The sequence below is a fragment of the Corallococcus exiguus genome (genome assembly GCF_009909105.1).
Lineage (GTDB): Bacteria > Myxococcota > Myxococcia > Myxococcales > Myxococcaceae > Corallococcus > Corallococcus exiguus.
The window spans coordinates 424,322-448,789 of sequence record NZ_JAAAPK010000008.1 but is presented as its reverse complement, the minus strand read 5'-3'; the positions used below and the strand labels follow the sequence as shown (position 1 = coordinate 448,789).

General features: G+C 70.2%; 20 protein-coding genes. 13 read left to right on the top strand and 7 right to left on the bottom strand.

Annotated elements, in window-relative coordinates:
* Positions 1–6 precede the first annotated feature (6 nt).
* The gene (locus GTZ93_RS28050) at positions 7–1,206 is read right to left on the bottom strand and encodes an MFS transporter (protein ID WP_257979444.1); all 1,200 of its coding nucleotides are present in this window, start codon (positions 1,204–1,206) and stop codon (positions 7–9) included.
* Between the two features lie 268 nt (positions 1,207–1,474).
* Between GTZ93_RS28050 and GTZ93_RS28045 the strand changes: the two genes are divergently transcribed.
* Together GTZ93_RS28045 and GTZ93_RS28040 are read left to right on the top strand one after the other, a co-directional pair.
* On the top strand, positions 1,475–1,840 hold the full coding sequence (locus GTZ93_RS28045; protein WP_120580798.1) for a MerR family transcriptional regulator: 366 nt from the start codon (positions 1,475–1,477) through the stop codon (positions 1,838–1,840).
* The gene (locus GTZ93_RS28040; RefSeq protein ID WP_139922041.1) at positions 1,827–2,750 is read left to right on the top strand and encodes an alpha/beta fold hydrolase; all 924 of its coding nucleotides are present in this window, start codon (positions 1,827–1,829) and stop codon (positions 2,748–2,750) included. The genes GTZ93_RS28045 and GTZ93_RS28040 overlap by 14 nt, the downstream gene beginning before the upstream one ends.
* Before the next feature lie 11 nt (positions 2,751–2,761).
* Here GTZ93_RS28040 and GTZ93_RS28035 read toward each other — a convergent pair whose 3' ends face one another.
* Entirely contained in the window at positions 2,762–3,673 is a 912-nt protein-coding gene (locus tag GTZ93_RS28035; protein WP_120580796.1) for a glutaminase, read from the bottom strand.
* Positions 3,674–3,743: 70 nt separating this feature from the next.
* On the opposite strand from GTZ93_RS28035, the gene GTZ93_RS28030 reads away from it, so the two are divergent.
* The 3 genes from GTZ93_RS28030 to GTZ93_RS28020 all read left to right on the top strand — a co-directional run bounded on the left by GTZ93_RS28030 (position 3,744) and on the right by GTZ93_RS28020 (position 6,801).
* Positions 3,744–5,138: an alpha/beta hydrolase family protein gene (locus tag GTZ93_RS28030; RefSeq protein ID WP_139922043.1), complete on the top strand. Its 1,395-nt coding sequence runs from the start codon at positions 3,744–3,746 to the stop codon at positions 5,136–5,138.
* A gap of 536 nt (positions 5,139–5,674) precedes the next feature.
* Positions 5,675–6,043: a DUSAM domain-containing protein gene (locus GTZ93_RS28025; protein ID WP_139922046.1), complete on the top strand. Its 369-nt coding sequence runs from the start codon at positions 5,675–5,677 to the stop codon at positions 6,041–6,043.
* A gap of 140 nt (positions 6,044–6,183) precedes the next feature.
* The gene (locus tag GTZ93_RS28020) at positions 6,184–6,801 is read left to right on the top strand and encodes a dihydrofolate reductase family protein (protein WP_139922048.1); all 618 of its coding nucleotides are present in this window, start codon (positions 6,184–6,186) and stop codon (positions 6,799–6,801) included.
* A gap of 4 nt (positions 6,802–6,805) precedes the next feature.
* Here GTZ93_RS28020 and GTZ93_RS28015 read toward each other — a convergent pair whose 3' ends face one another.
* On the bottom strand, positions 6,806–7,567 hold the full coding sequence (locus GTZ93_RS28015) for a ParA family protein (protein WP_120580793.1): 762 nt from the start codon (positions 7,565–7,567) through the stop codon (positions 6,806–6,808).
* A gap of 212 nt (positions 7,568–7,779) precedes the next feature.
* Here GTZ93_RS28015 and GTZ93_RS28010 point away from each other — a divergent pair, with 212 nt between their 5' ends.
* From GTZ93_RS28010 to GTZ93_RS27995, 4 genes are all read left to right on the top strand, one after another.
* Complete coding sequence (locus tag GTZ93_RS28010; protein ID WP_121755759.1) at positions 7,780–8,616, top strand: MBL fold metallo-hydrolase; 837 nt, start codon at positions 7,780–7,782, stop codon at positions 8,614–8,616.
* Complete coding sequence (locus tag GTZ93_RS28005; protein ID WP_139923218.1) at positions 8,613–10,211, top strand: sigma-54-dependent Fis family transcriptional regulator; 1,599 nt, start codon at positions 8,613–8,615, stop codon at positions 10,209–10,211. The genes GTZ93_RS28010 and GTZ93_RS28005 overlap by 4 nt, the downstream gene beginning before the upstream one ends.
* Positions 10,212–10,380: 169 nt before the next feature.
* Positions 10,381–11,802, top strand: coding sequence for a sugar porter family MFS transporter (locus GTZ93_RS28000; RefSeq protein ID WP_139923220.1), 1,422 nt, complete (start codon positions 10,381–10,383; stop codon positions 11,800–11,802).
* 131 nt (positions 11,803–11,933) lie between these two features.
* Entirely contained in the window at positions 11,934–13,742 is a 1,809-nt protein-coding gene (locus tag GTZ93_RS27995; protein WP_139923222.1) for a DUF4215 domain-containing protein, read from the top strand.
* Between the two features lie 57 nt (positions 13,743–13,799).
* On the opposite strand, the gene GTZ93_RS27990 is transcribed toward GTZ93_RS27995, so the two are convergent.
* The 4 genes from GTZ93_RS27990 to GTZ93_RS27975 all read right to left on the bottom strand — a co-directional run bounded on the left by GTZ93_RS27990 (position 13,800) and on the right by GTZ93_RS27975 (position 19,916).
* On the bottom strand, positions 13,800–14,696 hold the full coding sequence (locus GTZ93_RS27990) for a hypothetical protein (protein WP_139923224.1): 897 nt from the start codon (positions 14,694–14,696) through the stop codon (positions 13,800–13,802).
* 117 nt (positions 14,697–14,813) lie between these two features.
* Complete coding sequence (locus tag GTZ93_RS27985) at positions 14,814–17,162, bottom strand: serine/threonine-protein kinase (protein WP_139919616.1); 2,349 nt, start codon at positions 17,160–17,162, stop codon at positions 14,814–14,816.
* A 17-nt stretch (positions 17,163–17,179) separates the two neighbouring features.
* Positions 17,180–18,853 carry an adenylate/guanylate cyclase domain-containing protein gene (locus tag GTZ93_RS27980; protein ID WP_121782225.1) on the bottom strand — a complete coding sequence of 558 codons (1,674 nt, stop codon included), beginning with the start codon at positions 18,851–18,853 and terminating at the stop codon, positions 17,180–17,182.
* Positions 18,854–18,980: 127 nt separating this feature from the next.
* On the bottom strand, positions 18,981–19,916 hold the full coding sequence (locus GTZ93_RS27975; protein WP_139919615.1) for a hypothetical protein: 936 nt from the start codon (positions 19,914–19,916) through the stop codon (positions 18,981–18,983).
* A gap of 70 nt (positions 19,917–19,986) precedes the next feature.
* Between GTZ93_RS27975 and truD the strand changes: the two genes are divergently transcribed.
* From truD to GTZ93_RS27955, 4 genes are all read left to right on the top strand, one after another.
* Positions 19,987–21,645, top strand: a complete 1,659-nt coding sequence (truD, locus tag GTZ93_RS27970) for a tRNA pseudouridine(13) synthase TruD (protein WP_139919614.1) — start codon at positions 19,987–19,989, stop codon at positions 21,643–21,645.
* Positions 21,646–21,735: 90 nt separating this feature from the next.
* A complete protein-coding gene (locus GTZ93_RS27965; protein ID WP_370457290.1) occupies positions 21,736–22,314 on the top strand; it encodes an RNA polymerase sigma factor in 579 nt (192 codons plus the stop codon).
* Positions 22,311–22,817 carry a hypothetical protein gene (locus GTZ93_RS27960; RefSeq protein WP_139919613.1) on the top strand — a complete coding sequence of 169 codons (507 nt, stop codon included), beginning with the start codon at positions 22,311–22,313 and terminating at the stop codon, positions 22,815–22,817. The genes GTZ93_RS27965 and GTZ93_RS27960 overlap by 4 nt, the downstream gene beginning before the upstream one ends.
* Before the next feature lie 8 nt (positions 22,818–22,825).
* A complete protein-coding gene (locus GTZ93_RS27955) occupies positions 22,826–24,358 on the top strand; it encodes a bactofilin family protein (protein ID WP_139919612.1) in 1,533 nt (510 codons plus the stop codon).
* Positions 24,359–24,468: the final 110 nt, after the last annotated feature.

Here is a 24,468-nt window from a genome sequence, read left to right as displayed (position 1 = left end):
CCGCGCTCAGCGGGAGAGTTGGGGACGGTCCGCCACGGCGGACAGCACGCCGTGCAGAAGGGCCAGCACCACGGCCACCCCGAGCATGTACGGAGCGATGACCTGAAGGCCCCATCGCTCCGCCATGACACCCGCGAGGCTGGGAATCGCCGCCACGCCCGCCGTCGCCGCGCTGACCTGGAAGCCCACCGCGTGCGCGGAGACATCCAGGCCCACGCGGCGCGGCGTCACCGACATCAGGGCCGGGAAGATGGGCGCCAGCGCCAGACCCAGCAACGCGAGCCCCAGCGCGGGCGGCACGGCGGGAATCGCGAACAGGGCCGCGCCCACCACCGCCAGCACCGTGCTCGCGCGCAGCATCCGCACCGGACCGATGTGTTCGACGACGAAGCCTGACAGCACGCGTCCCACCAGCAGGCTGCCCCAGTAGATACTCACGCAGGTGCCCGCCGCGGCGGTGTGCAGGCCCCGGCCTTCGGTGAGCACGGTGAAGCTCCACTGGCCCGCCGTCACCTCCACGCCCGTGTAGAAGAAGAACGTGAGGATCTGCAGCCACACGCGGGGCCGGCGCACGGCCTCCATGGCGGACGCGGTGGGCACCTCCGCGCGAGGCTCCTCGCCGGGCGCCGCCACCTGTGCGTCCCACAACCGGCGCATCAACAGGAACGTCAGCGCCAGCGTCCCCAGCACCACGGCGAGGACCGCATAGCCGGTCCTCCAACCCGCCCCCCGAGCAAGCAGCGCGGTCATCAACACCGGCCCCACCGCGGCGCCCACGCTGTAGGCCGCGTGAAGCCAGCTCATGTGCTTGGGTCCGAAGTTCTGGGCCGCGTAGTTGTTGAGCGCGGAGTCGATGGCGCCCGAACCGAAGCCGATGAAGCAGGCGGCGGCCAGGAACAGCACGAACAGGGGCACGGTCGCGTAGCCCGTGAGCCCCAGCGCCACCGAGCCGGTGCTCAGCGCCAGCAGCAGCCCCAGGTTCATCGCGCGCATCAGCCGGCCCGCGAGCAACCCGGAGATGAAGTACGCGACCGCGGCCGTCCCCAGGATGGCGCCCATCGTCGCCTGCGACAGGCCGAACGCGCTGCGCAGCGACGGCCACGCAACCCCCAGCACCGCGTCCGGCAACCCCAGGCTGACGAAGGCCAGGTAGGCAAGCGTGAGAAGTGCGGGACGCGGACGGGGCACGGGCGAAGACGGGCTCACGCGGCGCACCGTAGATCGCGGTCGGACATCCCGTGGGGACATCGCGGTCACATTCCCCCGCCGGGGTCTTGACCTTGACACCAGTGTCAGGCCCGAAGCTCTCGGCCATGGAGTCTTCAGGAATGAGAAGGAAAGAACCCGACCGGGTCTGCCCGCCGGGAGCGGACCGCGGAAACCTGTCCGACAGTAGGACAGGTTTTGAACCGGCTCGACCGGGAGGGGCCCCATGGATGTTGGGGGTCCTGGCATCCGGATTCAGGAGCGCAGGATGAACATCGGAGAACTCGCCCGGCGCACGGGCAGCAGTGCGCGGTCCATCCGCCACTACGACAAGGCGGGGCTCGTCGCTTCCCACCGCCGCGACAACGGCTACCGCGACTTCGACGAGGTCGCCGTCCCCCAGGTCATGCAGGTCGCGAGGATGATCCGCCTGGGCTTCTCCCTGGAGGAGATCGCCACCTTCCCGCCGTGCATGCTCCGGCAGGTCACGGACGCCATCTGCCCGGACGCGCTCGCCGCCCACCGGGAGCGTCTGGCGGAGGTGGAGCGACAGCTCTTCGACCTCGCCCGCCTGCGCGAGCGGCTCATGGCCCTGCTTCCCCCCAACGAAGGAGTCCCTCATGAACCGTCGTGACGTGATGAAGACAGCCCTCGTGGGCACGGGGCTGTTGCCAGGCCTCGGGCTCGCGGCCACGCCCGCGAAGGCGCCACGCAGGCCCCGGACGTTCCTTCTGGTCCACGGCGCGTGGCACAACGCCCTGCACTGGACGCGTGTCGCGGAGGCGCTCACCTCGAAGGGACACCAGGTCGTGGCCATCGACCTGCCCGGCCACGGACTCAACGCGCGCTTCCCCGTGTCCTACCTCACAGGCGACGCGGCGCGCTTCAAGGAGGAGCGCTCGCCCCTGGCCGACGTCACGCTGGACGACTGCGCGGACGCGGTGGTCGCCGCGCTGGAGAAGCTCCAGGGCGGCGCAAAGCCCGTGCTCGTGGGCCACAGCGCGGGTGGCACTGTCATCACCCGCGCGGCGGAGAAGGCCCCGCACCTCATTGGCCGACTGGTGTACCTGAGCGCCTACGTCCCGCTGCGCCTCCAGAGCGCCAGCGGCTACGGCGCACTGCCCGAGGCCCACACGCCCTACAGCGCGTCACTCTTCATTGGCGACGCCGCGAAGTTGGGCGCGGTGCGGATCAATCCGCGCGGTGATGCGGCGTACCGGGAGGCCCTGCGCACGGGCTTCTACTATGACGTGGACGAAGCAGCCTTCCTGCCCTTCGCGCTCACGCTCACGCCCGACATCCCGGTGTCCCTGTGGATTGGCAAGGTCGGCGCCACGAAGGAGCGCTGGGGCCGCATCCCACGCAGCTACCTGCGCTGCGCCCAGGACCGCGCCCTGGTCCCCGCGCTCCAGGACCTGATGATCCGCGAGGCGGACGCCTTCACACCCGGCAACGCCTTCACCGTGGACACACTGGACACGTCACACTCGCCCTTCGCGTCCCAGCCCCAGAAGCTGGCCACGTTGTTGGACGGACTGCGCTGAAGCCGCGGCCTTCAGAAGATGGACAGGCCGGTCAGCGTCGTGAACCGGTCCAGCGCCTCCACGCCCGCCACCGAGTTGCCCCGCGCATCCAACCCGGGGCTCCACACGCACAGGCCACAGCGGTTCGGGATGACGGCGATGATGCCCCCGCCCACGCCGCTCTTGCCCGGCAGGCCCACGCGGTAGGCGAACTCCCCCGCCGCGTCGTACGTGCCGCAGGTGAGCATCACCGCGTTGACCTGCTTGGCCTGGCTGCGAGTGAGCAGCCTCGACCCGTCCGCGCGCTGCCCATGCCGGGCGAGGAAACCACAGGCCCGGGCCAGGTCCGCGCAGCTCATCGCCAGCGAGCACTGCCAGAAGTAGTGCTCCAGCACCTCCGGGACTGCACTCTCCATGTTGCCGTAGCTCGCCATGAAGTGGGCCAGCGCTCGGTTGCGGTGGCCGTGATCCGCCTCCGACGCCGCGATGATCGGATCGAAGTCCACGGACGGGTTGCCGCTCTCCGCGCGGAGGAAGTCCCGCAGCGTGCCGCGCGCATCCCCGGTCAGCCGCTGCAACCGGTCCGTGATGACCAGCGCCCCCGCGTTGATGAACGGGTTGCGTGGGATGCCCTGCTCGTACTCCAGCTGCACCAGCGAGTTGAACGGATTGCCCGACGGCTCCTTGCCCACGCGCTTCCACAGCGCGTCCCCGTCCCGCGACAGCGCGAGCGCCAGCGTGAACACCTTGGAGATGCTCTGGATGGAGAACGGCTCGCGCCAGTCCCCCACGCCGTACACGTCCCCCTCCACCGTCGCGAGCGCCATGCCGAAGCGGCCCGGGTCCACCGCCGCCAACGCCGGGATGTACGTCGCCACGCGGCCCTGCCCCACCACCGGCCGCACCGCGTCCCAGACCTCCGACAACACCGCCTGGTAGTCCATGTGCCGCCATCCTCGTCCGGAAAGGACGGGGACGCTTTCAGAATTTCCGCGCCGCGGTGTCTGCTGGGACATGCGCTTCCTCCCGACCACGCTCCTGGCCCTTTCCCTCCTGGGCACCCTCCCCACCGCGTGCTGCAGCAACCCCAGCCCGTCCACCAACGCCTGCCAGATCCCGGAAGAAACGCAGACGGCTCCAGGCACGGTCCAGGTGACGCAGCTTGGCGCCGGGGAGCTCAACGCCGCGGGTCAGACGTGGCCCTACCAGTTGCTCAAGCTGGAGGTGCCCGGCCGCGCCGCCACCTATGCGCAGTGGTTCCCGCCCCGGAAGCCCGGCGTGTCCCCCACGGTGGTGCTCACCAAGCCCTACGACGGCATCGCCTGGACCGGTGAGGCCGTGGACGCGAAGTGGGCCACGCGCGGCGCCGGCATCCACCCGGACGACAGCGAGCCACACTACGGGCCGGGCTCGTCCCCCATCGCGTTCACGCCCACCACGCCGGAGCTCATCGCGGGCGAGGCCTTCATCCACCTGTTCCATGACTTCGGCGTGCTCGCCGTCTTCGGCCGCTTCTACGCGGGCGGCGATCTCCAGAATGACCGCGACGACATGAACGCCGGCATGCGCTTCTTGGCCCAGGCCCCCAACGTGGACACCACGCGCATCGGCATCTTCGGCGGCTCCTGGGGCGGCTACGAGGCGCTCTACGCCGCGGCGGACGCCCCCTCCACCGTGGTGCCCGCCGTGGGCGTCGCCCTGTCCCCGCTGTCCGACTTCGCCGCGGAGGTGGACTACGTGAGTCGATGGGTGCCGGCGCGCGTGAGCGACCCGGCCATGCGCTCGCGCTACCAGCAGTTCTTCGAGCCCTACTTCCGCCGCATCTACGCCACCACCGGCGGCGACCCCGTCACCCCCGGCACGGACTACACGCGCTGGACCGCCGCCCACCTGGCCAGCACGGTCCAGACGCCGTTCCTCATCCTCCACGACGATTGGGACACCCTCATCCCCGTGGAGCACACGCGCGTGCTCGTCGCCCAGGCCCCGCAGCGTTTCACGCCCATGTACTTCCAGAACCTCCCGGCCGTGGACTGGAACACCCTGCCGCCGGACCACGGACCGCTGCTCAGCGCGCATGGCGGCGTCGTCATCACGCTGAGCCTGGGGCACCTCTTCGTGACGCTGGGCGCGGCGGAGCAACCCCTCTACGTCCCCCACGCACAGGGCACCGTGCGCACGTGGCTGCAGGGCGTGCGCGCCTCCCAGGAGCAGGGCCGCGACGTAAGCGACGTGGTGCCCCGCCTGCTGGAGCTCACCGATCCGCGCGTGCTGATGTTCGAACCCTCTCTGGGAACGCTCCAGCCGGGCGCCGCCTTCATCGCCCAGGAGATCAACGCCGTCTGGGGCACGACCTTCACCGACGCCAACGTGCGCTCGGCGCTGGCCCCGGGCCTGCCCGCGCCCTGAGCCAGTACAGGCCCGTCGCCCTGGGCAACGGAAAACGTCGGCGTCTCGATTCAAGCGCACCCATTTGGCGCGAAGTCGGCTCAAGTAAAGACTGGCATGTAATACATGCTAAATCGGAACACTCGATTCATGGGGATGCTCGTGGCGGCCCTCGCGTTCTTGGGTGTGGGCTGTGGTGGCGGCGCCCATGCGCGGGTAAGCGCCCCCCAGCCCAGCGCCACCGCGGTGTATTTGGCCCAGGCGCAGTGCGGTCCCCAGGACTCCACCGTCAGCTGCTGCGTGAAGACTCACCCAGGCAATCCTGCTCGCTGTGGTGCCACGGAGTTGGAGGCCGAGGACATCCTCCTGTTCACCCGCGCCGCCGAGGAGCTCTCTCGAGACCTTCCGGAGTGGAAACGCGCCTGCTTGGAGACCTACGTGCAATGCCAGGAGGACCACTGGTCAGGCTCCTGCTACGACTGCTTCCGGTACTGCGAGGGACAACAGGGCGACTGGCCCCGGGACAAGTGCCGGAAGAGGAAGGGTGGTCACTGAGCATGACCGAGGACATCGACTGGGACCCGGTGAGGGAACTGGCCTCGCGCGTGGAGGCGGGAGAAGCGCTGGTGCTCACTCCCGAGGTTCGCGACCTGCTGCTGCGCACGGCTCAGCAGGTGTCCATCCCCGAGTCCGACGCTCAGGCAGCCATCCAGGACGTGGCCACCGCGACCGCGCTGCTGCGCGAGGCGCGCGGGCGAATTCGCGAGGGCTCCACCCGGCTGAACATCACCGAGATGAAGGCGCGAGACCTCGTGCGAGCGGGTGACAAGGCCGGAGCACGACAGCTGCTGGGGGATCTCCTCGCTGTGGAGTCAGTGCCGCTCTACCGCGAGCAGATAGAACTGGCCTTGGAGGATCTGGACTGAGAAGCGCTCACGCGCCCTGAGCCAGCGCATGCCTGCCTCTCCGGTGGCACCCGCCCGAACAGGCATGTCGATCCGCACGTGGCCCATTCGTCGCCAATTTGGACGGGCAATGGGACTGCCCGGAAGGGACGGATGCGACGATGGAACTGACGGTGACGGAGTTCGTGACGCTGGACGGAGTGGTGCAGGCCCCAGGAGGTCCGGAGGAGGACACGAGCGGCGGCTTCACCCATGGCGGCTGGGTGCAACCCCATTTCAGCGAGGAGATGGGGGCGCACATCGTCGACATCTTCTCCCGCGCGGACGCGTTCCTGCTCGGGCGCGGGACGTACGAAATCTTCGCCGGCTACTGGCCGCGCGTGACGACGCCGGACGACCCCATCGCCCGGCCGCTCAACACGCTGCCCAAGTACGTGGCGTCCACCACCCTGCGCCGCGTGGAGTGGGCGAACTCAACGCTGTTGGAGGCGGACACGGTCGAGGCGGTGCGCCGCCTCAAGGCCTCGCCCGGCCGCGAGCTCCAGGTGCATGGCAGTGGCGGCCTGCTGCAGACCCTTCTGGCGCATGACCTGGTGGACGTGCTGCACCTGCACGTCATCCCCGTGACGCTGGGCAGCGGCCGGCGCCTCTTCGGAGCGGGAACGCAGCCTCGCATGCTGCAACTGGCCGCGTCCCGAATCACGCCCAACGGGGTGGCGCTGCTCACCTACCGGCGCGCCGGGCCCCTGCGGACGGGCACCATCGGACAACTGGATTGATGCGTCAGCGCAGCCCCGCGAGCTTCGCCAGCTCGCGGGACATGGCGCGCAGCTCCTCCGCGCCCGCCGCGTTCGGGCTCACGTCGAACACCACCTCGTAGCCCAGGCCCGCCTGGTTGATGGACTCCGAGCGCGGGATGCGTGCCTTCAGCACCGGCACCGTCACGTCCTTCAGCGCCTCCTCCATCGCCTCGTTGGTCGCGGGCGTGCGCCGATCCCACAGGTTCACCGCGGCCACCAGCTGGCCGCCCTGCTCGCGCACGTCGCGCCACGCGGTCTCAATCTCGCCCAGGCCCTGCAGCGCGAACGCGCCCGTGGGCACCGGTGCCACCACCACGTCCGCGAAGCACAGCACGGCCTCCGTGAACGCGCCGATGCTCGGCGGCGTGTCCACGATGATGACGTCCGGCGTCCATGACAGCGTCTTCAGCGCGCGCGGAATCGCCTGGAGCCGATGACCCCAGCCGAACAACTCGCGCTCCAGCGCCGCCATGCGCGGTGCCCCCGGCGCGATGAACAGCCCCTGCCGCTTCGGCGACGCCACCACGATCTCATCCAACTTGTGCTTCGGCCGAGGCCCGAACGCATCCGCCACGCACGGGCCTTCACGCGTCTCCAGGCCCAGCACCAGCGACGCATGCGCCTGCGGATCCAGGTCCAACAGCAGCACCCGGCGGCCCGCGTCCGCCAGCGCCGCCGCCACGTGCGAACACAAGGTCGTCTTCCCGACGCCACCCTTGATGGTGCAGAACGCAATCGTTGGCATGGCCCCGGGGTCTACCAGGAATCCCCCACGGCGCGGGGCCGCTCCGGATTGGACCGCCCGCCCCATCCGGAGCGCTCCAGAATGGAGCAGCCCGCCCTGCCCCACCCCCGTCACTCCAATGATTCCAACCCCTTGGCGCTGGCACCGGACGTGCTCTGTCCCCTCCACGTCAGGGCGCCCCCAGCGGGTGTCGGAGCATCAGGAGACTCACCATGGAAATCCGCTTCTTTGGCGTTCGGGGCAGCATCGCGGTGTCGGGCTCGCGCATCGGTGGCAACACGGCGTGCGTGGAGGTGACGAGCCAGGGCGAGCGGCTGATCCTCGACGCGGGCACGGGCATCCGGACGCTGGGCGAAGTCATGATGCGCGAGGGCGCTCCCCAGAAGGCGACGATGTTCTTCTCGCACCTGCACTGGGATCACGTGCAGGGCTTCCCCTTCTTCACGCCCGCGTACCTGCCCACCACGTCGCTGACGATGTACGGCCCCGGCGCGAATGGCGCGCAGGCGCTGGAGTCCACGCTGTCGCAGCAGATGCGCCCGCCGCAGTTCCCGGTGCCGCTGTCCACCATGCGCTCGAAGATGACCTTCGGCGCCGCGATGCACGGCCGCACCGTGGAGGTGGGCCCCTTCAAGGTGACGCCCATCGACGTGCCCCACCCGGACGGCTGCATGGCCTACCGGGTCGAAGCGGACGGCCACTCCTTCGTGTACGCCACGGACGTGGAGCTGCCGGAGCGCCTCACGCCGGACGTGGCCCGTCACTTCGAGGGCGCGGACGCGCTGTGCCTGGACGCGCAGTACACGCCCGACGAGTACGAGGGCAAGAAGGGCATGTCCAAGAAGGGCTGGGGCCACTCGACGATGATGGACGCGGCCAAGGTGGCCAAGGACCTGCACGCCGGGCGCCTCTTCCTCTTCCACCACGACCCGTCCCACGCGGACGAGCTGCTGGAGGACATGGCGCAGGAGGCGCGCGGCCTGTTCCCCTTCACCGAGCCCGCGCGTGAAGGCCAGCGCATGCTCCTGGGCCGCGCGGCGGGCGCATGAGCGCCGCGAGCCCGGAGCCGTGCGATAGACTGTCTCCAGCGCCCTTCTCTCTTCCGCCGCTGCCCGCCGCCATGCCCTCGTCCCCGCCGGATGTGTCCCAGGTCCTGCTCCCCCTTGGTGGCCTCGTCGGGCGCGAGGTGGACCTGGACGCCTTCCTACAGACGCTCGTGGACCGCATCGCCATCACGCTCCAGGCGGACCGGGGCACGCTGTGGCTGTTGGACCCCGTGCGCCGCGAGCTGTTCAGCCGCGCGGCGCACCTGCCGGAGGTCGCGCAGATCCGCGTGAAGCTGGGCCAGGGCGTGGCGGGCTACGTGGCGGAGGCCGGCGAGCCCGTGCACGTGCCGGATCCGCGCGGCGAGCGCCGCTTCTTCGCGGACATCGACCGGATGACGGGCTACCGCACCATCAGCCTGGCCGCGGTGCCGCTGCGCGACGCCGCGGGCGCCGTGTACGGCGTGCTCCAGGTGCTCAACCGCCTGGGCGGCGGCCCCTTCACGGAGGACGACACCCGGAAGCTCACCGACATCGCGGCGCAGGTGAGCACCGCCCTCCAGAGCACCAGCCTCTACCAGGAGCTCCAGCGCGCGAAGGATCAACCGCAGGCCCCGGTGGGCTACTTCTTCAACCGCATCATCGGAGAAGCCCCGCCGCTCAAGGCGCTCTACCGCCTGGTGCAGAAGGCCGCGCCCACGGACGCCACCGTGCTGCTGCGCGGGGAGAGCGGCTGCGGCAAGGAGCTCTTCGCGCGAGCCATCCACGTCAATGGCCCCCGGCGCGACAAGCCCTTCGTGAAGGTGGACTGCGCGGCCCTGCCCGCCGCCCTCATCGAGAACGAGCTCTTCGGCCACGAGAAGGGCGCCTTCACCGGCGCCGACCACCGCATGCCCGGCAAGTTCGAGGCGGCCGACGGCGGCACTGTCTTCATCGACGAGTTGGGCGAGTTGCCCCAGGCCGTGCAGGGCAAGCTCCTGCGCGTGCTGCAGGACCGCGAGTTCGAACGCGTGGGCGGCACGCAGGCCGTCAAGGTGGACGTGCGCATCGTCGCGGCCACCCACCGCGACCTGCCGCGCATGGTGGCGGAGGGCAGGTTCCGAGAGGACCTCTACTACCGCATCAAGGTCGTGGAGCTGCTCCTGCCCCCGCTGCGCGAGCGCGGCGCGGAGGACATCGAGCGGCTCGCCCGTCACTTCGTCGCCACCGCCGCGAAGCGCCACCGCCTGCCCGTGCCCCGCCTCGGCGCCACCGCGCTCGCGAGGCTCAAGCGCTACCGCTGGCCCGGCAACGTGCGCGAGCTGGAGAACTGCATCGAAAGCGCCGTGGTGCTGTCCGAGGGCGAAATCCTGGAGGAGCACCTGCCCCTGCCCTCCCTGGACCGGGCGCCCTCGCCCACCGAGCCAGACGCGCCGCAAGTGCCCGCCACCACACCGGACGCACCGCTCCTCCTTCCGCTGGCGGAGGTGGAGCGCCGCCACATCCTGCGCGTGCTGGAGGCCGTGAAGGGCAACCGCACCGCGGCCGCGCGCACGCTGGAGATGGGCCGCAACACGCTCGCCCGCAAGCTCAAGGAGTACGGCCTGGCGGACGAGGGCTGAACTTCGAATCGCCCTCGAAGCCCGAGCCCCGCCCCCCAACGAGCGGCCATCGGGGCGGCGGCCTGCCCGGGAGTGCCTTTCGGCGGACACCGGGAGCACCTCTCCTCAGGGCCGTTGTGCGCACCCGCGAGGGCCGGACACGTGCCCGTCCGAGGGGAAGGAGCACGTCATGGCGGATGTCCTCGATGCCCATTCAAGCGGGCCCCCGGCGCATCGGGAGGTGCGGACTGGCAGGATCATCGGCATCTCCGTGGTGGCCGCCCTGGGCGGATTCCTCTTCGGCTTCGACACCGCCGTCATCAACGGCACGGTCGTCGCACTGAAGGCCGAGTTCGCCGCGAGCAGCCTGGGCCTGGGGCTGGCGGTATCCTCCGCGCTCATCGGCTCGGCGGCGGGCGCCTTCGCAGCGGGGCCCTTCGCGGACCGCTACGGCCGCCGGCGCGCGATGATGCTCGCGGCGGGGCTGTTCATCATCAGCGCCATCGGATCGGGGCTCGCGTTCTCCCTCTGGGACCTGAGCTTCTGGCGGCTGGTGGGCGGCCTGGGGGTGGGCTTCGCCAGCGTCGTCGCGCCCACGTACATCGCGGAGATCGCCCCGGCGTACCTGCGCGGCCGCCTGGCGTCCCTGCAACAGCTGGCCATCGTGTCCGGCATCTTCGTGGCCCTGCTGGGGGACTTCGCCATCGCGCTCTACGCGGGCTCCGCCTCCAACCCCACCTGGCTGGGCTTAACCGCGTGGCGGTGGATGTTCTTCAGCGGCCTGCCACCCGCGCTCTTCTACGGCATCGGCGCCATCTTCATCTCGGAGTCCCCGCGCTTCCTCGTGGCCAAGGGCCGTGAGCAGGAGGCGCTGAGCGTGCTGAGCGACATCGAGGGGGACGCCGCGCCCGCCAAGGTCGTGGAGATCCGCCGCTCGCTGCGCACGAACTACACACCGCACCTGGCGGACCTGAAGGGCGGCCGCTTCGGGTTCCTGCCCATCGTGTGGATCGGCATCGTGCTCGCGATGCTCCAGCAGTTCGTGGGCATCAACGTCATCTTCTACTACTCCAGCGTCCTCTGGCAGGCTGTGGGCTTCTCCGAGCACAACGCGCTGGCCATCACCGTCATCACCAGCGTCACCAACATCCTCACCACGCTCGTGGCCATCGCGTTCGTGGACAAGGTTGGAAGAAAGCCCCTGCTGCTTATCGGCTCCGTGGGCATGGCGCTCACGCTGGGCCTGCTGGCGTACCTCTTCGGCACCGCGCCGTTGGATGCCGCGGGCAAGCCCGTGCTGCAGGGCGCGGCAGGCACCACCGCGCTCATCGCCGCCAACCTCTACGTCGTCTTCTTCGGCTTCTCGTGGGGGCCCATCGTCTGGGTGCTGTTGGGCGAGATGTTCCCCAACCGCATCCGAGCGCTCGCGCTGTCCATCGCGGCCATGGCGCAGTGGCTGGCCAACTTCCTGGTGTCCGCCACGTTCCCGTCGCTGCAGGCCGTGGGACTCGGCTGGGCGTACGGCCTCTATGCCGCGGCCGCCGTCTTCTCGATCTTCTTCGCCGCGAAGTACATCCGCGAGACGAAGGGTCAGGAGCTGGAACAGATGTAGCCCCGCGAGACAGGGCGATACACGGAAGTCCGTACACCCGTACGGGCTTTCTTCATTTTTACGCACCGGCTGGGTGAGAAAACACCTGATCCATTTGACACCTGGGGTCACAGGCTTTCAGCATCTGCTTCATGCTGAAACATTCCCCCCTGCTCCCCCGGCTTGCGAGCGTCCTGCTCGCTTCCCTCCTCCTCACACTGACAGCGTGTCCCGGCGACGAAGGCTCGGACGAAGACGGCGGCACGAACATCACGGACGGGGGCCAGAGCGACGCGGGTCCCGACGGCGGCGACCCCACCAAGCAGCCCGACGGCGGCACGTACGACCCGGGTCCCCAGGTCTGTGGTGACGGCAAGGTCCAGAAGGGCGAGGCCTGTGACGACAGCAACACCGTGAGCGGCGACGGCTGCACGTTCGACTGCAAGGAGGTCGAGGTCGGCTTCGAGTGTCCCGTGTCGGGCCGGCCCTGCATCGTGGCGACGGCGTGCGGCAACGGCATCGTCGAGGAAGGCGAGGTGTGCGACGACCGCAACAACGAGTCCAACGACGGCTGCAAGGCGGACTGCTCCGCCGTGGAGACCGGCTGGTCCTGCCCCTTCCAGGGACAGCGCTGCCGCGCCGCCGAGTGCGGTGACAAGATCATCGCTGGCGAGGAGGAGTGCGAGGACGGCAACCTCATCAAGGGCGACGGCTGCAGCGACACCTGCCGCCTGGAGCAGGGCTACAAGTGCGACACCATCGGGCAGCCGTGCGCGAAGACGACCTGCGGCGACGGCAAGAAGGAAGGCACCGAGCAGTGCGACGACGGCAACCACGACATGGGCGACGGCTGCTCGCCGCTGTGCGTGCTGGAGCCCCGGTGCGTGAACGGCACCTGCGAGGCCCGCTGCGGCGACGGCGTCATCCTCCCCGGTGACACCACCGAGCAGTGCGACGACGGCAACACCCGCTCCAACGACGGCTGCTCGTCCGACTGCAAGCTGGAGGCGGGCTTCGCCTGCTTCAACGTCAAGGGCACCCTGCCGGACGTGGTGGAGATCCCGGTCGTCTACCGCGACTTCCGCGGCAAGGGTCAGCCCGTCGGTGGCAACTACCCCGCCACCATCCACCCGGACTTCGACGACGCGAACGGCGCGGAGCAGGGCATCGTCGGCGCGAAGTTCGCCGCCCTCGGCGCGGACGGCAAGCCCGTCTATGCGAAGGAGGGCGTGTCCTCCGGCACCACCCACGGCAAGACGGCCTTCGACCAGTGGTACCGCGACACGGCCAACATCAACGTCACCGAGGTCGGCACGCTGAAGCTCGACAAGCAGGCCAACAACTCCTACGTGTTCGACGACCAGACCTTCTTCCCGCTCGACGACAGCGGCTGGGTGGGCCTGGGCAAGGAGAACCGGCTCAACGACAACAACGGCATCAAGCGCAACTTCAGCTTCACCAGCGAGACGCGCTACTGGTTCGAGTTCAAGGGCAACGAGGTGCTGACGTTCCTGGGTGACGACGACGTCTGGGTGTTCATCAACCGCAAGCTCGCCCTGGACCTGGGCGGCGTGCACGGAGCCACCTCCGGCACGGTGTCCCTGGCGGATGCAGCCACCGTGTCCGGCCTGGGCCTGGTGAAGGGCAAGATCTACGAGGTCGTCGTGTTCCAGGCGGAGCGCCACACGTCCCAGTCCTCGTACAGGCTGACCCTGAACAACTTCGAGACCCAGCGCACCGAGTGCAAGTCCACCTGCGGCAACGGTACGGTCGATCAGGGCGAGACGTGCGACAACGGCAACCTCAACGGCCCGGGCTACGGCAAGTGCAGCCTCACCTGCATCTGGAACGCCCGCTGCGGCGACGGCATCACCCAGTACAACTTCGGCGAGACGTGCGACGACGGCAACACCAACAACTTCGACAACTGCCCGAACAACTGCCAGATCGATCCGGGGTAGTCGTTCCGCCGTCCCCGGCTCCGGCGCCCCCCAGGGCCGGAGCCCCCCGCCCGGACCTCACAGGGTCCGGGCGAGCATGAACACGGCGGCCAGGGACAGCGCCCCGGCCGCCGCGAAGTGCCTCCAGGCCCGGCGGGACAACACCCCGCCGGTGCCCGTGGCGCCCTCCCCCAGCACCATCAGCGCCGGACGCCCACCGCGCCCGCGAAGCTCGTAGGTGCCGTCGCGGGACCCGCGCTGAAGCTCCCCCACCACCAGGCACGCTTCCCCGGGGACGCCCACGCGCTCCCAGGACAGCGCCTGCGCGGGCACCCCCAACAATTCCTCCCGGGTGAGCGCGGGCGGCGCCAGGCACCGGCGCACCTCCACCGGCGCGAGCAGCGCGGACGGCGCGAAGCCCACCGCGGCCCGCGTGCGCTCGCCCTTCAGGATCAGCACCGGCGAGTACGCGCGCTCGCGAGACAGGAGCGGACCCTTGCGGCCATGCGTCCCCAGCGCGTGCACCGCCGCGTCGTAGAAGGCGCATGGCACGCCGCCCGGTGACGTCAGCGTCTCCACCGAATCCAGCTGGCCCCGGTACACGCCGAAGCCCGGGGGCCGCCCCGCGCGCAGGGCCTCCACCGCCTCATCGAGTGACATGGGCGCGGCGCCGCGCAGCGCATCCGCCCGCAGGCGCACCCGGGCCCCCCGGGCGGACACCCCCGCGGCCAGCACCAGCAGCACGGCGCCCAGCGCCTTCACCAGCACGTCCGGCGACACGGGCACCAGCGGCGTCCCGCGCATCCACGGGACGAAGAGCACCAGCCCCAGGGCCAGCGCCCCGAAGCCCGCGAGCATCCAGCGAGGCCGCGCGTCCGTGGGCGTCCGCCCCAGGGTGAAGGTCGCCCAGAGCAGCAGGGCCAGGCCCACGCCACAGAGCGGCAGCAGGAGCACGCGCCCCAGGTCCACGGCCATGCCCCACCCCCGCCCGCGTGCCGGACGGCCCCGAGACGACGGAGCCCGGCGGGAGCAAGGTGGGAACGGGCGGACGGGGCGGCAAGCCCCATCCCCTTGCCGGAAGGCCGCGGCGGACTACTCGCCGGGGACGCGGCGCACGGGGCGCTCCTGCAGCGGCCCCACGACCTTCAGGTCATCGAAGATGCACTCGAGGTTGCGGCAGCCCAGCGCCAGCTTGCCCACGCGGCCCTCGAAGCCCGGCAGCACCTTGGAGGCGAAGAGCTTCTTGTTGAGGAAGGCGTCCACCCGCACGCCGCTCTTCTGCCGCTTGAGCTGGAGCTTCACCAGGAAGGGGCCCTGCTTCGGCACCGGCATCTCGTCCTGGACCAGGTTCTTGGTGTCCTCGGCGCTGTTGCCCACCACTTCATGCCCGTCTTCCGGGGAGAAGTAGCGCCACGACAGGCGCATGCCCGCGTCGGGGATGGCGAAGACGGACACCTGCACGTCGCGGATGCGGAACGCCAGCTCGCCGAAGTGCTGCCCGTCCTCCTCCACCGACCACTGCTTCCCCAGCGGGTTCACGTCCATCAGCACTTCGGCCGTGAAGTCGTCGCTCGTGAAGTAGCGGTGCGCCAGGTACGCGCGCGGCACCAGCTTGCCGTCCGCCTCGCGGCCGGCCTGCACGACGCGCAGCTCCCCCTGGTCCATCGTCCACGTGCCGCTGTGGACGTTGATCTCCTCCTCGCCCGGCCCGAAGCCCAGCTCCAGGGTGGAGCTGGCCGAGCCGGCCTCGGGCGGCGTGAGCCTCAGGCCGGAGAACACCTCCCCTTCCGTGTTGGCCGGGAAGTGCAGCTCCGTGAGCGGGGGCGGCTTCGGGCGGCCAAGGCCGTACTCCTCGTCGCCCAGGCGCAGGCTCACCGGCCCCACGAAGGCGCGCACCGCCAGGCCCAGCACGGCCAGGCCGCCCACCACGGACAGGCCGGTGCGCACCCGGCCCCAGCCCGCGTGGATCGTGTCCAGCACGGCGGACTCGGCGGCCGTCGGGGACTTCATCGGAGCCACGTGCGAGGTCCGCGCACGCGCCAGCGCCGACGCGGGCGCCACCACGTGCGGCGACGACGAGGCCGTCACCAGCTCTTCCAGCGCCTCGCACACCTCCGTGGCGGTGGCGTAGCGGGCCTCGCGGTCCGTCTCCAGCAGGCGCTCCACCACCGGATCCAGGCGCGGATCCAGGCCTCCCACGCGCTCGGACGGCAGCTTGAAGCGGCCCACGGGCAGCTCGCCCGTGAGCGCCTCGTACATCATCACGCCCAGGGAGAAGAGGTCCGCTCTCCCGTCCACGTTCTTCGCGTCCCGGCGCTGCTCCGGGGCCATGTAGTTGAGCGTACCCATGGCCACCGCGGTCGCGGTGAGCTGCTTCTCCGAATCCGGCTCGCGGATGCCCGCCAGGCCGAAGTCCGCCACCTTCGCGTGCAGCCGCCCATCCAGCAGGATGTTCTCCGGCTTGAGGTCGCGGTGGATGATGTTCTTGGCGTGCGCGCACTCCACGGCGCGCGCCACCTGGAGCAGCACCTTCAGCGACTGCGCGGGCGAAATCGGGTCCCTGCCGCTCAGCGCGTGGCGCAGCGACTGGCCCTCCACGTACTCCATGACGAAGTAGTAGTGCTCGCCCTGCACGCCCCGGTCGATGATCTGCACGATGTTCGGGTGGCTCAGGGCCGCGAGCGCGGTCGCCTCCTTGTCGAAGCGCGACACGAACTCCTCGTCCTTCGCCAGCCGGGGCGGCAGCATCTTCACCGCCACCGTGCGGCCCAGGGAGCGCTGGCGCGCGAGCCACACCTCGCCCATGCCGCCGCGCCCCAGCACCTCCAGGAGCTCCAGGCCCGGAAGCTCGGGCTTCGCGCCCGTCAGAATCGTTTCCGCGGTCTCGATGTCGCGGATGCCCGTGTTCAGGGGCGCGCGCGGGGCCTTCACCCCCAGCGACTCCGGGCGCACCAGCGTGGCCCCGACCGCCTCCGCGGCCACCGGGCCCGTCGCGGGCAATGCCACTCCAGACAAAGGCGCGTCGCGGCCCTCGACGGAGGCAGACACCGCCCCCGCGGGAACCTCGCCCTCGTCCGCCTTCCCCACGCCATCCGGTCGCGGGATGTTCATCTCGTTGCCCCCTGGGACGGAGCCGGCCCTCATCTCCTGTCCCACCGAGTCCTCCCGGCCCGCGCCAACACCCGGAGCGGCGGAAGGTGAAGTCGATTCTGGCGGTTCATCCGCCGTGCGCGGCGTGAACGTCACCGCGTTGCCTGCTTCGTCGTGGACCTTGTCGGCCGGACGGATGCCCGACGGCTCGGCCGGGCGGTGGATGCCGGACACGTCCGCGCGCCGCACCTCGAACCGGATGCCGCAGCGGCACGTCACCTTCTGGCCGCTCACGTACACCCGGGTGTCGTGCACCGTGCCGCAGTTGGGGCACGACTGGGTCGTCGTCATGGACGAGGAGCGCACCGTCAGCGCACCTTGCGGGAGGTGGAAGTGGTCAGCTCCGCGCCGTGGACGCGGAAGGTCTGCACGCCCTTCTCCTTGCCCTTCACCTGCTGCAGCACCGGCAACTCCTCCACGTCGAAGCCCGGCCCGGACTTGCGCACCGTGGCCTCCGACGCCAGCACCTCGCCGCTCTTCGCGATGCCGCACAGCCGCGACGCGGTGTTCACGGTGTCGCCGATGGCGGTGAACTCGTGCCGCTCCGCGCTGCCCATGTAGCCCACGACGGCCTGGCCGGTGTTCACGCCAATGCCCACTTCGATGGGCTTCTTGCCATCCAGCACGCGCTGCCGGTTGAGCTCCGTGACGGCGTCCTGCATCTCCAGCGCGGCGCGCAAGGCGCGGGCCGGATCATCCGGGTGGGACGACGGCGGACCCCACACCGCCATCACGCAGTCCCCGATGAACTTGTCCAGGTTGCCTTCGTAGCGGAACACCACGTCCGCCATGGCGGTGAAGAAGCTGTTGAGCATCGACACCACCTCCTGCGGCGAGTCGCTCTCCGCCAGGGTGGTGAAGCCACGGATGTCCGCGAACAGGCAGCTCACTTCCGCGAGCCGGCTCTGGCGCAGGTCCTCCGTGCCGCCGTTGATCACCGCGTCCGCCACCGCCTTGGACAGGAAGCGCGACAGCTCCGCGCGCGTCACCGCCTCGTTGCGGATCTGCTCCGCCAGGGCCGCGTTCTCCAGCGCGATGCCCGCCTGCGCGGCGATGCCGGAGAGGATGGTCAGGTCCTTCTCCGAGAAGGCGTTGATCTGCTGGCGGCTGTCCAGGAACAGCACCGCCATGATGTCGCCGTTGACGAGCAGCGGCACCGCCATGGCGGACCGGATGCCCTGCGCCACGATGCTCTCCGCGGCGGAGAAGCGCTCGTCGATGATGGCGTCCGCGGTGAGCACCGCCTTGCCCGTCTCCACCACGCGCTTGAGCACGGTGTCCGACAGCATGACGTTCACCTGCTTGCCCTGCCGGTGGTGCACCGCGGCAGGGATGAACTCCCCCTGCGGACCCACCTTCAGGATGACGCCGTGGTCGGCCGCGAGCAGCTCGAAGGCCACCTTGAGAATCTGCTCGAACAGGTCGTCCTGCGTGCCCTTGAGGCTCACCTGCCGGTGGAACTCGTGGACGATGCGCAGCTTCTCGTAGTCCCGGCGCAGCGCGGCGGTGTCCGTCACCTGGTCGGCCGGACGGAAGTTCTGCGGCACCTGGTCCATCTGCGCCAGGAAGGCCGGCATGGAGACGGCGTTGGCCACCACCGTCACGCCCGGCAGCGTGGGCGGGTTGCTTCCGCCGGGCAGGGCCTCGCCGCTGTGGAAGACGAGCCTGGAGGAGCCCAGGGCGATCTCATCCCCGTCCTTCAGGCGCATCTCCCCCGTCACCCGGCGCCCGTTGACGAAGGTGCCGTTGGACGAGTTCAGGTCGCGCAGCACGAAGTCGCGCCCCACCTTCTCGATGGTGGCGTGCTCCTTGGAGACCTCTCGGTCCACCAGCCGCAGCGTGTTGGAGGGATGGCGGCCGAGCGACGTGGTGGGGCCCAGGGGAAACTCCCCCAGCGACCCGTCCGCGAACCGCCCCGTCAGGTGCGGCCCGCGCGGGTGCGACCCGGACCTGGGCGGGAATGGGGCGGGTGCCTGGTTCACGCGCGAATCCTCACCGGCCCGGACACTACCAGAGCCTTCCGCCCCAAAGGAACGCTCGCGAAGCCCCCCCGGTTCCAGCCCACCAACGCCCTGCACGGCCGGTCAGTCCCCGTCCCCGTCGGGTGGCTCATATGGACGGCGGGGCCACCGTCCCCGGGGCGGCGGGGTTCACGGACGCGGCCGGGCGGCGCTCGGGGGCCCGGAAGCCCAGGCCCACGGACGGCAGGAAGGTCATCCCGCCCAGGTCCCGCTTCTGCCCGAAGACGTGGGGGTTGCAGAAGACGTAGCCCCCGGTGAGCTCCGCGTAGAAGTGCACGTACTTGTAGCCGACCGCGAAGCCCACCGTGGAGCCCACGAAGTGGCTGTTCACCACGGACGGCAGGCTCGCGTCGAAGCCCGTCACCGGCTTGCCCTGCTGGGAGAAGTCCACCAGTTGGGCGTCCAACCGGGTGTGGCTGAAGACGTACTTGGGGGCGCCGTAGAGCTTGAACACGTCGCCGTACTCGGCGCTCAGGTACAGCGGCACCTCCACGTCGGTCCGGCTGAAGTCCCCCAGCTGGACGACCTCCAGGACGTCCATCACCGCCCCGGAGAACAGGTACTTGGACACCCCCAGCCCCAGCGCCAGGTCATAGGAGCGGCGAGGCCCCGGCCCGCCGTGGGCCAGGCGCACCTTGCCGTCGAAGCGCAGCGCGTTGCCGTTGTAACGACCGCCCACGTCGAAGCCGTCCAGCAGCCCCACCCGCACCATCAGCTCGGGGTTCACCCCCGGCGGGGCCACCGCCAGGGCCAGGCCCGCCGTCAGCAGGCGCTGCTGGTCCTCCTCCGTGAGGTTGTAGGGCCGGTCCTCCTCGATGGCCCGCTTCGCCTCGAGCCCCTGGTCGATGCCCACGTCCACCACCGACGCCAGCGTCCCCACCGGGACGAACACGCCCATGCTGCCCGTCACCTGGACCTGGCCCGGTGAGAGCGTCTTGGCCGTCTGCATGGTGGACAACGGGGTCGCGCACCCGGCGGCGAGCCCAGCGAGCCCCAGCAGGAGCAGAGCGGGAAGGTTTCTCATGGGGTTGCAGGTTAAGCCCATTTCCAGCGCGAACGCTTCAATCCGGGCGGTCACGTGGTAAGGGGGCATCGTGCGAATCAAGCAAAAACCCGAGGACTTCTCCGTGAAGGAGTCCTACCGCTTCGACGAAGTCGCCAGCGGAAAGCATCGCGTCTACCTGATGGACAAGCAGAAGCTGTCCACCTTTGACGCAGTCAACCGAATCCGTGACGCGTTCGGCCTCAAGCCCGGCGCCATCAGCTATTGCGGCCTGAAGGACAAGCAGGGCCGCACCGAGCAGATCATCGCCGTGGACAGCGCGGACGTGGACATGCAGGAGCCCGATCTGCGCCTGAAGTTCCTGGGCCGGACGGACAAGCCGCTGTCCGCGAGGAACATCACCTCCAACCGCTTCTCCGTCACCGTGCGTGCCCTCACGCGTGACTCGCTTGCGCCGCTGAACCTGGCCGCCGCGGAGGTGAACCGGCTGGGAGTGGTGAACTACTTCGACAGCCAGCGCTTCGGCGCGCTCAAGCACGGCCAGGGCTTCATCGCCAAGGACCTCATCCGAGGCGACTTCGAGGCCGCGCTGCACAACTACTTCGCCCGCCCCTCGGACCTGGACCGCACCGAGGACGCCAAGGTGAAGGGCTTCTGGCGCGACAACTGGGGCAAGTGGGACGCGCGCGTGCCCTTCGAGGGCGCGAAGAAGTACCACCGCATCCTGCGCTCCCTGCGTGAGCACCCGGGCGACTGGCTCCGCGCGTTCCTGCAGATCGACTCGGACTACCGGGCGATGATCCTCTTCGAGTACCAGAGCTTCCTCTGGAACGAGGGCGTCCGCCGCTACCTCCAGCTGATGCTGCCGCGCGAAGCCATGTTCCCCATGCGCTACCAGGCCGGCACGCTGCTGCACTTCCGGGACGCGACCCCGGACGTGCTGCACACGCTGCGCGAGAAGACCTTCCCGCTCGTGGGGCCGGACTCCACCTTCGAGGATCCGAAGGTGGCGGAGGCCATGGCGTGGGTGCTGGGCAAGGAGAAGCTCAAGCTCGCCGACCTGCGCATCAAGGGCGCGGAGCGGATGCTCTACTTCAAGGGTGAGGAGCGCCCGCTGGTGATGTTCCCGCACAAGCTCGTCGTGGGCCGCACGCAGAACGACGACGTGAACCGCGGCGACATCAAGGTCAACGTGGCCTTCACGCTGCCCCCGGGCGCGTACGCCACGCTGGTCATCAAGCGCCTGTTCCACTTCGAGTACACGGAGGACTCGAAGGAGGACATCCGCACCTCGCAGCGCCCGCGGCTCGTCACCACCGAGCGCGACGAGGTCCGGGTGGAAGAGGCCCGGAGTGTCGCGCGTGCCTCGGAAGGACCTTCCCGCCACCGCACCCTGGCGGACCGGGCCACCCCGCGCACCACGCGTCCGGCCACGTCCGAGCGTCCGGCCACGTCCGAGCGCCCCGCCCGTCCGGGCACCTCCCGTCGCGACGACCGGGCCGCACCGCCCGCGAAGGACGCCCGTCCCCCCAGCCGCATCGGCCGTCCTGCCCGCAAGCCCCGCGAGGAGCTGCCGGACCTGGATGAGGTCAAGGCCGCCCCCTCGCCTGCTCCCGAGCCGGAGATTCCGTTGGGCTTCCGGGCGAAGCAGAAGCAGCGCAAGCAGGTGAAGGCCGAAAGCCGGGCGGAAAAGGCCGAAAAGCAGCGCCTTGCCGCCGCCAAGTCCGCGAAAAAACAGAAGCGGAAGTGATGATCGAGGGCGGCGCAATGGCCTTTGGCCGCGCCCGTAGTCCAGGGTGTGAACGCTCTTGCCCTCGACTCGCTCCCCATGGCCATCGGAATGCTGATGGCTGAGGACGCCGCCCCGCTCCCCTGGAAGGCGGACGTGCAGGCCGCCCGCAAGGGGGACCCGTCCGCTTTCGAAGCGCTCGTTCGCAGCGTGCAGCGCCCGGTGTACGGCCTGGCGCTGCGCCTCTTGCAGAGCGACGCGGAGGCCGCCGAGGTCGCGCAGGAGGCCCTTCTCCGCGCGTACCAGAACCTCCACCGGTATGACGACTCGCGCCCGTTCGACCTCTGGGTGCTCGCCATCACCCGCAACCTCTGCCTGGACCTGCTCCGCCGCCGCACCAAGGTGCGCACGGAGGAGCTGGAGCCCATGAAGGAGGTGCTCCCCAGCAACGATGTGTCCCAGGAGGACGGGGCCATCGCGCGTGAGGAGCGGCAGTCACTGGAGGCCGCCATGGAGACGCTCTCCGTGGACGACCGTGAAGTGCTGGCCCTCTATTACGTCCAGAAGCGCACCACGAAGGAGATCGCGCAGATCATGGGCTGCGCGCCCGGGACCATCATGGCCCGCCTGTTCCGAGCCCGTGAAAAGCTGCGCAAGAAGATGGCGCCCGCCGAGGAGGAGACGCGATGAGCCCCACCCCCTGCCCTGATCTGGAGGTCCTCTTCGCGGAGCTGGAGGCCGGTGAGGGTCCCGCCCTGGATCACGCCGCGGAGTGCGAGGCGTGCGCCGCCGTGATGGAGGACCACCGCCTGCTGGAGAACGATCTGTTCCGGCTGGCGGATCCGCTACCGCCCCCGTCGCTGGTCGTGAACGTGATGGCCCGCGTCGCGGAGAGCCCCGTGCCCCAGCGCCGCGAGGTGTGGACGGGCCTGGCCATCCTGCTCACGTCCCTGGGCGTGGGTCTGGGCTTCCTGTTCACCAACGACAGGGCGCTCGGCCGCATGGGCACCGCGTTCGCGTCCAGCGTGCGCGACAGCCGCGCGTTCGTGGAAGGCCTGTTCAGCGGTGCGCACGCCCTGTGGAGCACCGCGGGGCTGGCGGTGGCCTGCATCGTCGCCTTCGTCGTGTTCACGTCGCTGTTCGGCCTGAAGCGCCTGGCCGGCTCCCCTCCTCCGTCCCTCTCCGAAGCCTGAGCGTGACCATGAAGATCCTCCCCCGCCTGTTGCTTCCGACCCTCCTCCTCGGCGCCCCCGTGGCGCTCGCGGAAGGCGCCCCGGCCCCCGCCGCTGCCGCCACCGCGCCGGCCCGCACCATCGACGTGAGCTTCCGCGGTTCGCTGCGGGACGCGCTCAAGACCATCGCGGAGAAGGGCGGCCTGAACCTGGTCGTCACCGGCGACCTGGACACCCCCGCCGAAGTGCGGCTGCGCGGCATCAGCGCCGAGCAGGCCCTGCGCACCGTGGCCCGCGCCTACTCGCTCCACCTGGAGCAGGACGGCTCCATCTTCACGCTGCGCCCGCTGACCGCGAAGGAGAAGGAGTCCGGCGTAGGCCCCACGGCCAACGCCCCCACGCCGCCCGTCGCTCCGCCCGTCATCGCCGCCAGCCCGCCCGCGCCGCCGGCGCCTCCCGCTCCGCCCACCCTGGACGAGGACGCGACGCCGGAGGAGGCCCGCGAGGCACGTGAGGAAGCCCGCGAAGAGGCGAGGCGCGCTCGCGATGAGGCCAAGCAGGCCGCGAAGGAAGAGGCCGAAGCCGCCAAGCAGCGCATCCGCGAGGAGATCCGCAGCTTCCGCGACAGCTTCAAGCACAAGAAGGGCAAGCGCGGCGCCCGGGACGTGGTGGCGCGCGGACAGAACCTAGAGGTGAAGGAGGGCGAGTCCGTGGAGAGCGCCGTCGTGTACGGCGGCAACCTCATCGTGAAGGGCACCGTGGAGGACGACGCGGTCGCCTTCGGCGGCAACCTGGAGATCCAGGGCCACGTGGAGGGAGACGCGCACGCCTTCGGCGGCAACGTCATCCTGGGGCCCAACGCGCAGGTGGAGGGCGACGTGTCCGCCTTTGGCGGGCAGGTGCAGAAGGCGGACGGCGCCATCGTGGAGGGCAGCCTGGAGTCCTTCGGCGGCGCGGGCCTGGGCCGCATGGTGGCCGGTGAGATCAAGCGCGGCATGCAGGACGGGCAGAACCACGACGCGTCGGTGGACCACGACGACGATGACGACCACGACGGCCGCGGCGGGGGCCTGGCGTCCTTCATCCTCCAGTTCGCGCTCCTCTTCGGCCTGGGCTTCCTGGGGCAGATGTTCTTCCCGGCGCGCATGAAGGAGCTGGGCGATGAGATCCGCGCCAACCCCGCCCGCAACTTCTGGGTGGGCATCGTGGGTGCGCTGGCCCTCATCCCGCTGACCATCGTCCTGTGCATCACGCTCATCGGCATCCCGGTGGCGTTCGCCCTCCTGGTCGCCTCCATGCTGGGCACGGCGTTGGGCTACGCGGCCATCGCCAGCGAGGTGGGCACGCGGTTGCCGGTGATGCGCGGCCGCAAGACGCAGGCGGTGGTGCTCGCCCTGGGCCTGGGCCTCATCCTGCTCATCAGCCACATCCCGGTGGTGGGCGTGCTGCTCAACCTCATCCTCAACCCGCTGGCCTTCGGCGCGGTCATCCGCACCCGGTTCGGCTACCGCGGCCGGGGCATGCCGGAGCCCATCTTCCCCCGGAGCGAGCACCCGGTTTGACGCACCCGGCCTCACGGCCACCCGAATTGCCACACCGCATCATGAAGCCCCGCTCCCAAGCGCACCGGGAGTGGGGCTTTTCCTTCTCCAACAAGTGCCGTGCTCGCGCG